The organism is Primorskyibacter sp. S187A, assembly GCF_049800955.1.
Lineage (GTDB): Bacteria > Pseudomonadota > Alphaproteobacteria > Rhodobacterales > Rhodobacteraceae > JAKVBH01.
Genome location: NZ_JBNAGA010000007.1, coordinates 42,466 through 55,467 on the forward strand (window position 1 = coordinate 42,466; position 13,002 = coordinate 55,467).

A 13,002-nucleotide genomic window follows, 5' to 3' on the forward strand; every position below is an offset into this window, starting at 1 on the left:
CCATGGCCCGTTTTCACCCCCTGACAGTGACCGATGTGCGCAAGACGACGAAGGATGCGGTCGTTGTGACTTTGCAGCCCGAGGACAAAGCGGCCTTTGACTTCATCCAGGGCCAATACCTGACCTTCCGCCGCGACTTTGACGGGACCGAGCTGCGCCGCTCCTATTCGATCTGCGCGGGCGTGGGGGAAGGGCATTTGCAGGTGGGGATCAAGCGCGTCGAGGGCGGGGCCTTTTCCAGCTGGGCCAATGAAAGCCTCGCGCCGGGGATGGTGCTGGAGGCGATGCCGCCCATGGGCAATTTCCACGCGCCGATCCAGCCTGACGCCGCGCGCAGCTATCTCGCCTTTGCCGGGGGCTCGGGGATCACGCCGGTGCTCTCGCTGATGAAGACCCTTCTGAAAGCCGAACCGCAGAGCCGCTTTACCCTTGTCTACGCCAACCGCGCGCCGGGCACGATCATGTTCCGCGAGGAGCTGGAAGCGCTCAAGAACGCGCATATGGGGCGGGTCACGCTGGTGCATGTTCTGGAGAGCGGGATGGAGGAGATGGAGCTTTTCTCGGGCCGGGTGGACGGGGCCAAATGCGCGGCGCTGTTCGAGAGCTGGATTGACATCGCCTCGGTGGATCTGGCGTTTATCTGTGGGCCGGAGCCCATGATGCTCGCCATCGCGCAGGCGCTGCGGGATCACGGGCTGAGCGACGATCAGATCAAGTTCGAGCTCTTTGGCAGCAACCAGCCCGGGCGGCTGAAACAAGCCGCGATCCGCGCCGCCGCCCCCGATGCCCGCATGACGCAGGTGCAAATGACGCTGGAGGGCACGACCCACAGCTTCAAGATCGCCAAGGACCAAACTGTGCTCGACGGCGCCCTCGCCGCCTCCCTCGATGCGCCCTTTGCCTGCAAGGCGGGCGTCTGCTCGACATGCCGCTGCCGCGTGGTGGAGGGCGAGGTCGAGATGATGCAGAACCACGCGCTGGAAGACGGCGAAATCACCCGCGGGTACGCGTTGGCCTGCCAGTCCTTGCCGCTCACCGATCGGGTGGTGGTGGAGTTTGAGCATTAGGTGGTGCGAGTTAGGTAAAAACGACCATCAATATTGCGGACCTAGCCCCAACTCGATGGACCTGCGCGAGTTGTTGCTTCCCAAACTGGGAACTGTCAAAAACGGTCGTTTTTGTAACTCGCCGCGACACAACTGAATCGGTGGAAAAATCAAGTGTCAAAGACCCTTGGCAGAACCGCTATTGATTTTGTCGCGTTTTTTGGCCGCGCTTGAGGAGCGAACGTTAGTGCGCAACACAGCGTCCGGCAATTTGGCCTCCAACCCGACCTTCGCACGACGATCAACAGAAAACGCTCACCCTTTCGACCGGTGATCCACCACGCGGCGGGCTTTGCCTTGGCTGCGTTCCACGGTTTCTGGATCGCCGACGAGGACTTCTGCAGAGACGCCGACCACATCCTTGATGCGCTTTGTCAGCATGCGTTGCGCCGCCGCGCGGCTGGCCTCGTCACCCGCCTGCGGCAGTGCCTCGACCAAGACACGCATGGCGTCCATCGTGCCGGTCTTGAAGAGCTCGATCTGGAAGTACGGTGCGATGCCGCCCGTGGCCAGAACCTGTTCCTCGATCTGTGTCGGGAAGACATTCACGCCCCGCAGGATGATCATGTCGTCGCTGCGCCCGGTGATCTTTTCCATCCGCCGCATCGTGCGCGCCGTGCCGGGCAGAAGACGCGTCAGATCACGGGTGCGGTAGCGGATGACGGGCAGGCCCTCTTTCGTCAGCGTCGTGAAGACAAGTTCGCCTTCTGCGCCGTCTTCGACCAGCTCGCCCGTCTCGGGGTTGATGATCTCGGGATAGAAGTGATCTTCCCAGATATGCAGCCCGTCTTTCGTCTCGACACATTCATTGGCCACGCCGGGCCCCATAACCTCCGAGAGCCCGTAGATATCCACCGCATGCATATCGAAGGCCGCCTCAATTTCGAGGCGCATCGCATTGGTCCAGGGCTCCGCTCCGAAGATGGCCGTTTGCAGCGATGAGCTGCGCGGATCGAGGCCGCGCCGGTGGTATTCTTCCAGAATGTTGAGCATGTAAGACGGCGTGACCATGATTGCATCGGGTTTGAAATCCTCGATCAGATCGACCTGCCGCACGGTTTGACCGCCCGACATCGGCACAACCGTCGCGCCGAGGCGTTCTATCCCGTAATGCGCGCCAAGCCCGCCTGTGAAGAGGCCATAGCCATAGGCATTGTGGACCATATCGCCGGGTTTGACGCCCGAGGCCCGCAAGCACCGGGCCACGAGATCCGCCCAATGGGAGATGTCCTGCGCCGTGTAGCCCACGACCGTTGGCTTGCCCGTTGTTCCCGAGGAGGCATGCAGACGCGCGATCTGCGCACGTGGGACGGCAAAGAGGCCGAAGGGGTAATTGTCGCGCAGGTCCGACTTGTAGGTGAACGGGAATTTCGCAAGATCAGGAAGGCTCTTGAGATCGTCGGGGTGCACGCCTGCCGCATCAAAGCGCGTCCGGTACATCTCGACATTCTCGTAGGCATGCCGGAGGGACCATTTCAGCCGCTCCAGTTGCAGGGCTTCAATCTCGTCGCGGCTGGCGATCTCGATGGGATCGAGGCTGCTGCGCTCGGGTGTCAGGTCTTTCATCGCGAAGCACTCCCCTCTTCGGTAAACAATTGGCCTTTGATCATGCGGGATTGGCCGCGAAACTCGGCAACGACCGTGCCGTTCTGGTTGCGCACCGTCACGTCATAGAGCCCACTACGCCCTGTGAGTGAGACCTCGCGGGCCAGCGCCGTCAGCGTGTCGCCGCGCTGCGCGGGCGCGAGGTAGGTGATGGCATTGCTCTGGGCGACGGTGGCTTGATTGCGGCTGTTGCAGGCAAAGGCGAAGGCGCTGTCGGCCAGTGAAAAGGTAATCCCGCCGTGGCACATGCCGTGGCCGTTGCAATGATGCGCGGCGACCTCAAGCTCGAGCTGGGCAAACCCCTCATCCACATCGGCAAGTCGCATGCCCAGCCATTGTGATGCGCGGTCGTCCCGCCACATGGCCTCTGCCGCGCGTTTGGCGCGCTCTTTCGGGCTCAGCGCCGCCACGGGCCGGGCCTCTGGGTGTTGTCCCTTTTCATGTTACGCAATTTGCTCTCCCACACAAATATCGTAACTAATCCGTTGCATAGGGTCATCGTCTGGTCAATAAATTCCTAAGCTTTCAACCAAAGGGCTGCGCCATGTCATCCGCTCCCGCTAATTCCGCAGGCCCCGTTACGGTGCATTGGCAGGGCGATGTGGCCTGGGTCACGATTGATCATCCGCCGGTGAATGCGACGTCAACTGCGGTGCGGGCGGGGCTGATGGCGGCGGTAGCGCGGGTTCAAGGCGCGCGATTGGCGGTGTTGCGCGGCGCGGGGCGCACGTTCGTCGCAGGTGGCGATATGACAGAGTTCGACCGACCCGCCGAAGAGCCTCATTTGCCTGATGTTATTGCCGCGATCGAGGCCAGCGAGACACCTTTTTTGGCATATATGCATGGCAATGTCCTCGGCGGCGGTCTGGAGATTGCCATGGGATGCGCCTGGCGGATTGCCGCACAGGGTACGCGTTTCGGTCTGCCGGAGGTGAATGTCGGGCTCATCCCCGGCGCAGGCGGGACGCAGCGCGCGCCGCGTCTTCTGGGGTGGGACATGGCCTTTGAAATGGCCTGTCTGGGTCAGTTGAAGAGCGCGGATGATCTCTTGGGCGCGGGCGGCATCGATGCTATCAGCGATGATGTCGACGCCAGTGTTGCGAGCTGGAATGCGGCGCGTCCAGTGCCTGCCTCGGCGCGAAACGCACCTGATATGCCAGCGGGCTGGATGGCTGAAAAAGAGGACATGCTCGCCAAAACAGCCAAGGGCAGACAGGCGCCGGGACATGTGCTTGAAGCCTTGGGCTGGGCGCGTCTGGGCTTTGCAGAGGGTCAGTCCAAAGAGCGCGCCCGGCATCTGGAGCTGCGCGCCGCAGCGGAAAGCCGGGCCTTGCGCCATGCGTTTTTCGCCGAACGTGCGGTAAGCCGCCCGACGGTGATTGCAGGCCATAACGCGCGAAAGCTGGAGCGCATCGCGGTTGTGGGCGGGGGCCTGATGGGTGCGGGCATCGCCGCAGCCTGCCTGATGGCGGGCAAGACGGTGGATGTGATCGAGCGGGATCGCCCCAGCGCGCAAGCCGCGCAAACACGGATTGGAGATTTGCTGGGCGCGGCGCTCAAACGCGGCAAGCTGACGTCGGACCGTCGCGACACATGCCTCACGGCTCTGGGCTGTCATGACAGTTACGCCGGGGCCGCAGACGCCGATCTGGCCATCGAGGCCGTCTTCGAAGATCTGAGCGCCAAGCGCGCCGTTTTTGCAGCACTCTCCAGTGTGATGCGCCCGGACGCAATCCTGGCCACCAACACATCCTACCTTGATCCGCGGGAGATCTTTGCTGACGTCACAGGCCATGAGCGCTGCCTCGGTCTGCATTTCTTCTCACCGGCCCATATCATGAAGCTTCTGGAAGTGGTCCGATTGCCCGAAACCGCGCCAGAGGTATTGGCGACGGGATTCACGCTCGCCAAAGAGCTGCGCAAGGTGGCGGTTCTGGCGGGTATTTGTGACGGGTTTATCGGCAACCGTATGCTCGCGGCTTATCGCCGGGCTGCTGAATATCTGCTCGCAGATGGCGCGCTGCCCGAACACGTCGATGCTGCGATGCGTGCCTTTGGGATGGCTATGGGTCCGTTTGAAGCGCAGGACATGGGCGGGTTGCAGATCGCTGAAGCCAACAGGCGCCGTCAGGACGCCACGCGCAATACGGCGGAGCGCTATGTCACCATCTCCGATCAGCTGTGCGCTGCAGGCCGGTTGGGCCAGCGGGCCGGGCGCGGATGGTATCGCTATGCCGAGGGCGACCGCAGGCCGCGCCCTGATCCTGACGTGCAGGCATTGATCGAGGCCTATTCTGCCAGCGAGGGCATTGCCCGGCGCGCGTTCTCGCAGGAGGACATTCAGCTGCGCCTGCTCACGGCGCTCGCCAATGAAGGCGCGCGGATTGTTGACGAGGGCATCGCGGAGGATGCGGCCGCCGTCGATATGGTCAAGCTGCATGGCTACGGCTTTCCGCGCCATCGCGGAGGGCCGATGCATTGGGCCGAAGCGCAAGGCGCAACCCGGATCAAAGAGACCTTGCGCGCGATGGAGGCCGAAAGCCCGGGGTCTTGGGTGCGCGCGGCGCAATTCACAGAATAGGGGAGGAGGCCATGGGGCTTCGCAATGTCGAGAGTTTCGCTGCCGGGCAATGGATCGGCCCTGGTGCAGGCGCGCGCGAGATCGCCGATGCGGTCACTGGTCGGATCATCGCACAGGCGGGCAATAGCGCGCTCGATCCCGAGGCGATGCTCGACTATGCGCGCAGGCGCGGCGGCCCTGCGCTGCGCGCCATGACTTTTCACGACCGCGCACGCATGCTCAAGGCGCTGGCGCTCAAACTGAGCGAACACAAGGCCGCGCTTTATGATCTCTCCTTCGCCACGGGTGCGACGCAAAAAGATCATCTCTTTGATATCGATGGTGGGATCGGGACGATGTTTGTCATCGCCTCCAAAGGGCGTCGCGAAATGCCGGATGCCCATGTGTATCTCGACGGCGGGATCGAACAGCTCTCGCGCGAGGGGACGTTTCTGGGCCAGCACGTCTGCACGCCTTTGCAGGGCGTCGCGGTGCATATCAATGCGTTCAACTTTCCGGTCTGGGGGATGCTGGAGAAACTGGCGCCGACCCTGCTTGCTGGCATGCCCGCGATCGTCAAACCGGCGACGGCTACCTGTTACGTCACGGAAGCCGCCGTGCGCATCATGCTGGAGAGCGGCATCCTTCCCGAAGGTGCACTCCAACTTGTGAGCGGTGGGCTGGGGGACATGCTGGATCGGTTGACCTGTCAGGATGTCGTCAGTTTCACAGGCTCCGCCGAGACGGCGCTGAGCCTGCGCTCCAAGCCGCATATCCTGCGCAATGCAATCCGTTTTGTGGCGGAACAGGACAGTCTGAACGCCTCGATACTAGGGCCGGATGCCCAGCCGGGAACGCCGGAATTTGATCTCTTCGTCAAGGAAGTGCACCGCGAGATGACCACCAAGGCCGGGCAGAAATGCACCGCCGTGCGGCGGATCATGGTGCCTGAGGCGCAGGCCCCCGCCGTGATTGACGCGCTACGGGATCGGCTGGGACAGGTTGTCATTGGGGACCCACGCAGCGCGCAAACGGGCATGGGCGCGCTTGTCTCGCAGGCGCAGCGCCGCGATGTGTTGGACAAAGCGGCGCTCATCGGCACGGAGGCGGAGCGCGTGTTCGGCGATCCCGAGGCCTTCGATGTGCAAGGCGCGGATGCGGAGGCGGGCGCTTTTGTTCCGCCCCTGCTCTATCGTTGCGCGCGGCCGGATGACGCGGTGCATGTGCATGAGACGGAGGCTTTCGGCCCGGTCTCCACGCTCATGGGCTATCGTGACTTGCCCCATGCTATAGCACTGATCAATCGCGGACAGGGCAGTCTTGTGGCCTCTGTCATCACCCATGATCCTAGCGTCGCGCGCGAGGTTGTCCTGGGGGCAGGGGCCTTTCACGGCAGGCTCTACTTCAACAACCGCGATAGCATGGCGGAGAGCACTGGCCACGGCGCGCCGATGCCGCATATGGTCCATGGCGGCCCGGGCCGCGCGGGCGGCGGCGAAGAGCTTGGCGGGGTGCGCGGCGTGATGCATTACATGCAGCGCACGGCCATTCAGGGCAGCCCGGACCTGCTCAGCGCTGTCGGCGAGGTCTGGGTTCCGGGCGCGTCGGAGCACAGCACGCCGGATCATCCTTTCACGCGAACCTTTCACGACCTGCAACTGGGCGAGACGCTCAACTGTCCGCCGCGGGTGATCTCGCTCGAGGATATCGAGCACTTTGCCCATTTCACCGGCGATACCTTCTACGCGCATATGGATGAGGCCGCGGCGCAGCGGAACCCTTTCTTCCCGGGTCGCGTGGCCCATGGCTACCTGCTGACGAGCTTCGCCGCGGGCATGTTCGTGGAGCCTTCTGAAGGTCCGGTTCTGGCCAATGTCGGCATGGATGACCTGCGGTTCATGAAGCCGGTGGCGGCGGGTGATGCCATCACTGTGGCCCTGACGGTGAAGAAGAAAACGCCGCGCAATGATGAGTATGGCGAAGTGCGCTGGCATGTGGTGCTGCGCAATCAGGATGCTGAGAAAGTCGCGGAATACGAGCTTCTGACCATGGTTGCCTATGAGGCGCGGCGGCTTTGACGATGACCGAGACAGGCCAATCCATCGAGGATCTTGTCCAGTTGGGGTTGGGCGCGCGTCCGCCGCAGGTCTGGTCCTTGCTGGTGACGCTTTTCGGGGACTTGGCGCAGACGGACGGGCAGGAAATCAGTGCGCAACTCATCGGTGCTCTGGCCGCGCGCATGCATGTAAAGCCCGAGGCCACGCGCGTGGCGCTGCATCGGTTGCGCAAGGAAGGCTGGATCGAGAGCCGCAAGGTTGGGCGCAATTCGCGCTACCGGTTGGCGCAGGAAGGCCGCGCCCAAACCCGCGCCGCCAGCCCGCGGATTTATGGCGAGACACAGCCGGTGCAACGCTGCTGGCTTGCGCTCTATGATATATCCGCTGGGCCTGCCCAGAAGGGCGTCGCGCTCTATCCAAGCGCACCGCAGATCCGCGTGACGACGGAGCCGCCGCAAGGGGCGTTTGCATTTGAGATCACCGGTGAGGTGGACGTCCCTTTATGGGTACGGGCGCGCTTGCTGCCGGATGACGTTCTGGCTCTGGCCCGCGATGTGGAAACGCGCCTGCGCGGTTTGCTGGAGGGTCTGTCGCGCCGGGAAGTCAGCGACCCCAAAGACATCGCGGCCTTGCGTTTACTTGTTGTGCATCAATGGCGCCGCTTGATCCTGCGGGTGCCGGCCGTGCCCGATCATGTCTTGCCCGATGGGACCGGTATCGCAGAAAGCCGGGCGCTCAAGACCACTCTCCTGCAGATGTTGCCCCGGCCCGAGGTGGCGCATCTCGATACGCTGTAGGGGCTTGGCGGCCCTTGGTCTCAGATATCGCAGGGCGGCTAAGCCTCGCGCCTATTGCCGGTACAGGATGCAATTGGTTGGTTCAGGTGGCCTCAGACCGCCGTTGTCCTGGTTGCATTCGACGAAGGTTGTTCCTTCATCATCAACTCGAAATCTGAGAAGGATATCGTCATGCACCAATGTGCAGTTGATCTGCTCTGGTGCTAAATCGGACGATGGATGCAACAAGACAGAAACGTCGCATTTCCGTTCGGCGGTTTCGATCCTCAATTTGTAGTTGGACGGCATCATGTAGAGCGCTGCGGCCACGATCCCGATGGCGATACCCTACAAGAACAGTATGAGTTTCAAAGGTTGTGGTCCTCGAAACCCTAAGAGTTGGCCTCAGTCGATTGCTTCGCTTTCGGCTGCTCGTTCAGTACGTCTGAGTTCAAACACGCTTCTGCCTTCGAATATTTTTCTGGCGGCACAAAAATGAAGCAGGGCAGCGCGCTCCGGTGACAGGACATACCTCGCGTAATGCGGTTTATGTAAAAAGCCCGCGGAGGTGGCCGCGTGCTCTTTGTCTTGTCGTATCGTCGGTCAGGACAGGTGCGCCGTTTCCGGGACAGATGTCAAAACCTTGCCGTCATCGAGATGGCTCAGCAGATTATCGACCACGAGGGAACCCATTGCAGCCCGGGTTTCATGGGTGCCTGAGCCGACATGGGGCAGCAAAAGCACGTTGTCCAATTGGCGGAGCGCTTCGGGCACATGGGGTTCTGCTTCGAAGACATCGAGGCCCGCCTGGCCCAGCCGCCCGTCCTGCAACGCTGCGATCAGCGCTGTTTCATCCACGACAGACCCGCGCGCCACGTTGATCAGCATGCCGTCCGGCCCAAGCGCATTGAGCACCGCTTCGTTGACCAAATGATGCGTCGCCGCGCCGCCGGGTGTGATGACGATCAGCACCTCGACCGCCTCTGCCATGTCCACGAGGTTTGCGTGGTATGTGTAGGGCACATCCTTGGCGCTGCGCGTGTGGTAGTGAATCTCCGGGTCAAAGACCGAGAGTTTGCGCGCGATCTCCTGGCCGATCCGGCCCATGCCCAGAATGCCGATCTTGCGCCCATCGGCGGACCGGGTCAGCGCGCTGTTGCCATCATGCTCCCAGCGGCCCGAACGGACATAAGCGTCATCCCGGCGCAATTCCCGGAACAGACCCAAAATCAGCATCAAAGCTGTCGTGGCAACCTCGGAATTCAGCACATCCGGCGTGTGGCTGACCGGGATACCGCGCGCGGCGCATGCACCGGTATCAATCGCATCATAGCCCACACCATAGCAGCCAATCATCTTCAGATTGGGGCAAGCTTCCATGACATGCGCGGGCACGCCGTCATGGCCATTGGTGGCCACATGGGTGATCTTGTCCCCGTGTTCGGTGAGCCAACCTTCGGGCAATTCGCTCAGAACATGGATGTCGAACCGAGGCGCAAGACGTGCGCGCATGGCGTCTGTGATCCCGCCGATTTGAAGCAGATCAGGCATCTTGCCCCACTTTCTGACGCTGTACGCCAAGCCCTTCGATCCCCAGCTCCATCTCATCGCCGGGCTTCAGGAAGACCTGCGGTGACATGCCCATGCCAACGCCCGGAGGCGTCCCCGTTGAGATCACGTCGCCGGGATGCAGGGTGAACATCTGGCTGAGATGCTCGATGATCTGTGCAACCGTGAAGATCATGGTTGCGGTATTGCCGGTTTGCATGCGCGTGCCGTTCACGTCGAGATACATATCCAGCGCCTGAACGTCGGCGATCTCATCTTTTGTGACGAGCCAAGGGCCAGTGGGTCCAAACGTGTCAGGGGATTTGCCCTTGGTCCATTGGCCTGTGAGCTCGGTTTGAAAGCTGCGCTCAGAGACGTCATTGACGATGCAAAAGCCCGCCACGTAATCCATCGCGTTCTCGACACTTGCGTATTTGCAGCGATTGCCGATCACAACGCCAAGTTCGACTTCCCAATCGCTTTTGACGGAACCGCGCGGCAGAACGACATCGTCATTCGGGCCAACGATCGCTGAATTGGCCTTCATGAAGAGAATGGGATGGTCCGGGATCGCAGCGCCAGTTTCCGCCGCATGGTCCGCATAATTCAAACCGATGCACATCATTTTGCCGATCTGGCCCACGCAAGGACCAAGCCGGGGGTCGCCGTCCACAATGGGCAGCGCGCTGATGTCAACATTGCCCAGAGCGGCCAATCCATCATCGGTCAGAACATCGCCCGAGATATCCGGAACAACAGACGAAAGGTCGCGAATGCGGCCCTCACTGTCCAGAACCCCAGGCTTTTCCTGTCCCGCCTCGCCAAATCTCAGAAGTTTCATATCAATCTCTCCTCAAACCCTTGTCCGCAACACCCGTTCGGACCTTTCAAGCTGGCTGCCCTGGAGCACAGTCCGGAGCGCCTTGTCTCATGTGATCTGCCTTTGGCTCAGTGGTTATCGCGCGGCATATGCTTGCGCGCGATGTCCTGATATGCGTCCGCGCCCTTGAGAGTCATGCCGCGATCAAACCGGTCAACCTTCTCGCGGAAAAGCTCCTGCCAGGGCGATTGGCTCTCAGGGCTGGCGTAGCCGCCTGCCGCTTCCAGCGCATCCTTGCGCGCGGCCAGCTCTTGCTCGGAGATCAGAATGTCCGCCGTGCATTTGCCCAGATCAATGCGCACCCGGTCGCCGGTTTGCAACAGAGCCAGACCACCACCATCCGCCGCTTCCGGCGCAGCATTGAGGATCGAGGGCGAGCCGGAGGTGCCCGATTGCCGGCCATCGCCAATACAGGGCAGCGCATGGATCCCTTGCTTCAAAAGGTAAGACGGCGCGCGCATGTTCACGACCTCGGCCCCGCCGGGATAGCCCTTGGGGCCCGCGCCGCGCATGAACAGGATGCAGTGTTCATCAATCTGTTCCGCAGGATCGTCAATCCGGTGGTGGAAATCTTCCGGTCCGTCAAAGACAATCGCACGCCCCTCGAAGGCCTCCGGGTCCTCGGGGTTGGACAGATACCGATCACGGAACTCCTTCGAGATGACGCTGGTTTTCATGATCGCGCTATCGAAAAGGTTGCCCTTGAGATTGATGAAGCCCGCAGCCTCCACCATGGGCGCGGCAACGGTCTTGATGACATCAGCATTGCCCGTCCGACACGCGCCGCAATTCTCGGCCATCGTCTTGCCATTGGCCGTCACAACATCGGGATGCGGCAAAAGCCCTGCGTCCAGCAATTCGCCAATCACCGCAGGCACACCGCCCGCCTGTTGGTAATCCTCTCCAAGATATTTGCCCGCAGGCTGCAAGTTCACCAAAAGCGGCACCTTGTGGCCAAGAGCCATCCAATCGTCATTGTCCAGCGGCACGCCCAAGTGCCGCGCCACCCCGTTGAGATGAATGGGCGCATTGGTTGACCCGCCGATGGCGGAATTTACAACAATGGCATTCTCAAAGGCTTCGCGCGTCATGATGTCAGAGGGCCGCAAATCCTCATGCACCATCTCGACAATCCGTTTGCCCGTCTCATAGGCCATTTGCCCGCGCTCGCGGTAGGGCGCCGGGATCGCGGCAGAGCCCGGGAGCTGCATGCCAAGCGCTTCGGCAAGGCTGTTCATCGTCGTGGCCGTGCCCATCGTGTTGCAATAGCCGACGGACGGGGCAGAATTCGCCGCCATTTCGATGAATTCCTCGTCGGTGATCTCACCAGCGGCCACCATCTCGCGTGCCTTCCAGATGACCGTGCCGGAGCCCGCCCGCTCCCCATTCCACCAGCCATTGAGCATCGGCCCCACCGAGAGCGCAATCGCCGGAATATTGACCGTCGCCGCCGCCATCAGAAGCGCAGGCGTGGTCTTGTCACAGCCGATGTTGAGCACGACCCCGTCCAGCGGATAACCGAAAAGCGACTCGACCAGGGAGAGATACGCAAGATTGCGATCGAGCGACGCCGTGGGCCGCTTGCCCGTCTCCTGAATAGGATGCACAGGTACCTCAATACACGTCCCGCCCGCTGCAATGATCCCGTCGCGTACGCGCTTGGACAGCTCGATGTGATGCCGGTTGCACGGGCTGAGATCGCTCCCTGTCTGTGCAATCGCAATGATCGGCTTGCCCGATTGCAGCTCCTCCCGCGTCAGCCCGTAATTGAGATAGCGCTCCAGATACAGAGCCGTCATCTCCGGGTTATCGGGATTGTTGAACCATTTCTGCGACCGCAACTCCGTCTTCTTGCTCATCTCTCAACCTCGTTCGCAATGGGAGCGCAACCGCCCCTTCATCTTGCCAAATAAACTCTCCCCGAAGGGCCGGTCAGCCAGACCATCCGCCATCGATGTAATGGGGCTGTCCCGTCGTAAACGCGCTCTCATCACTGGCCAGATAGACCGCGAGCGCCGCAATCTCCTCAGGCTGCGCCACCCGCCCCATGGGCTGGCGCGCGACGAAAGCCTCAAGGGCCGCCTCGTAAGAGCCCATCTGCTCGCCAAGCGCGCGCACGCGGTCATGCCAGGACGGGCTTTCCACCGTGCCCGGACAAATGCAATTGCACCGCACGCCGGTCTTGATGACATCCACCGCCACAGATTTCGTCAGCCCTTCGACCGCAGCCTTCGTCACACCGTAGACAAACCGATTGGGCGCACCCATCTTCGCCCCCAGAGCCGACGCCATGTTCACAATCGAGCCGTTGCCGCGTTCAATCATGCCGGGCAAAGCCGCCCGAATCGTGCGGAACATCGAGTGCACGTTCAGATCGACAGCGAAGCCGAATTCGTCATCGGTCGCATCCAGAACAGTGCCGTGATGCACAAATCCGGCGCCGTTGAACAAGATATCCGGATTGGCCCGC

The 13,002-nt window shown here is 61.7% G+C and carries 10 protein-coding genes; 4 read left to right on the forward strand and 6 right to left on the reverse strand.

Going from position 1 to position 13,002, the window contains the following annotated elements:
* The first annotated feature begins 2 nt into the window (after window positions 1-2).
* Window positions 3-1,067, forward strand: a complete 1,065-nt coding sequence (locus tag ACP15S_RS20840; protein ID WP_425041584.1) for a 2Fe-2S iron-sulfur cluster-binding protein — start codon at window positions 3-5, stop codon at window positions 1,065-1,067.
* 294 nt (window positions 1,068-1,361) lie between these two features.
* Here ACP15S_RS20840 and paaK read toward each other — a convergent pair whose 3' ends face one another.
* Together paaK and paaI are read right to left on the reverse strand one after the other, a co-directional pair.
* A complete protein-coding gene (gene paaK / locus ACP15S_RS20845; RefSeq protein WP_425041585.1) occupies window positions 1,362-2,672 on the reverse strand; it encodes a phenylacetate--CoA ligase PaaK in 1,311 nt (436 codons plus the stop codon).
* Window positions 2,669-3,112, reverse strand: a complete 444-nt coding sequence (gene paaI / locus ACP15S_RS20850; RefSeq protein WP_425041589.1) for a hydroxyphenylacetyl-CoA thioesterase PaaI — start codon at window positions 3,110-3,112, stop codon at window positions 2,669-2,671. The genes paaK and paaI overlap by 4 nt, the downstream gene beginning before the upstream one ends.
* Window positions 3,113-3,255: 143 nt before the next feature.
* Between paaI and ACP15S_RS20855 the strand changes: the two genes are divergently transcribed.
* The 3 genes from ACP15S_RS20855 to ACP15S_RS20865 are packed head-to-tail and all read left to right on the forward strand — an operon-like array spanning window position 3,256 to window position 8,125.
* The gene (locus tag ACP15S_RS20855; protein WP_425041586.1) at window positions 3,256-5,292 is read left to right on the forward strand and encodes a 3-hydroxyacyl-CoA dehydrogenase NAD-binding domain-containing protein; all 2,037 of its coding nucleotides are present in this window, start codon (window positions 3,256-3,258) and stop codon (window positions 5,290-5,292) included.
* Window positions 5,293-5,303: 11 nt separating this feature from the next.
* Window positions 5,304-7,349, forward strand: coding sequence for a phenylacetic acid degradation bifunctional protein PaaZ (gene paaZ / locus ACP15S_RS20860; RefSeq protein ID WP_425041587.1), 2,046 nt, complete (start codon window positions 5,304-5,306; stop codon window positions 7,347-7,349).
* A gap of 2 nt (window positions 7,350-7,351) precedes the next feature.
* On the forward strand, window positions 7,352-8,125 hold the full coding sequence (locus tag ACP15S_RS20865; protein WP_425041545.1) for a PaaX family transcriptional regulator C-terminal domain-containing protein: 774 nt from the start codon (window positions 7,352-7,354) through the stop codon (window positions 8,123-8,125).
* Window positions 8,126-8,707: 582 nt separating this feature from the next.
* Here the strand turns inward: ACP15S_RS20865 and ACP15S_RS20870 are convergent.
* The 4 genes from ACP15S_RS20870 to ACP15S_RS20885 all read right to left on the reverse strand — a co-directional run.
* Window positions 8,708-9,655, reverse strand: a complete 948-nt coding sequence (locus ACP15S_RS20870) for a 2-hydroxyacid dehydrogenase (protein ID WP_425041546.1) — start codon at window positions 9,653-9,655, stop codon at window positions 8,708-8,710.
* The gene (locus tag ACP15S_RS20875) at window positions 9,648-10,493 is read right to left on the reverse strand and encodes a fumarylacetoacetate hydrolase family protein (RefSeq protein WP_425041547.1); all 846 of its coding nucleotides are present in this window, start codon (window positions 10,491-10,493) and stop codon (window positions 9,648-9,650) included. Before ACP15S_RS20875 ends, ACP15S_RS20870 begins: the two co-directional genes overlap by 8 nt.
* A gap of 107 nt (window positions 10,494-10,600) precedes the next feature.
* The gene (locus ACP15S_RS20880) at window positions 10,601-12,391 is read right to left on the reverse strand and encodes an IlvD/Edd family dehydratase (RefSeq protein ID WP_425041548.1); all 1,791 of its coding nucleotides are present in this window, start codon (window positions 12,389-12,391) and stop codon (window positions 10,601-10,603) included.
* Between the two features lie 73 nt (window positions 12,392-12,464).
* The coding region (locus ACP15S_RS20885) for an SDR family oxidoreductase (protein ID WP_425041588.1) at window positions 12,465-13,002 on the reverse strand (538 nt) is incomplete at its 5' end.

Coding starts and splice junctions, on each gene's coding strand:
- ACP15S_RS20875 (WP_425041547.1), bottom strand. CDS start 10,493: ATGAAACTTCTGAGATTTGGCGAGGCGGGACAGGAAAAGCCTGGGGTT.
- paaZ (WP_425041587.1), top strand. CDS start 5,304: ATGGGGCTTCGCAATGTCGAGAGTTTCGCTGCCGGGCAATGGATCGGC.
- ACP15S_RS20870 (WP_425041546.1), bottom strand. CDS start 9,655: ATGCCTGATCTGCTTCAAATCGGCGGGATCACAGACGCCATGCGCGCA.
- ACP15S_RS20840 (WP_425041584.1), top strand. CDS start 3: ATGGCCCGTTTTCACCCCCTGACAGTGACCGATGTGCGCAAGACGACG.
- ACP15S_RS20855 (WP_425041586.1), top strand. CDS start 3,256: ATGTCATCCGCTCCCGCTAATTCCGCAGGCCCCGTTACGGTGCATTGG.
- paaK (WP_425041585.1), bottom strand. CDS start 2,672: ATGAAAGACCTGACACCCGAGCGCAGCAGCCTCGATCCCATCGAGATC.
- ACP15S_RS20865 (WP_425041545.1), top strand. CDS start 7,352: ATGACCGAGACAGGCCAATCCATCGAGGATCTTGTCCAGTTGGGGTTG.
- ACP15S_RS20880 (WP_425041548.1), bottom strand. CDS start 12,391: ATGAGCAAGAAGACGGAGTTGCGGTCGCAGAAATGGTTCAACAATCCC.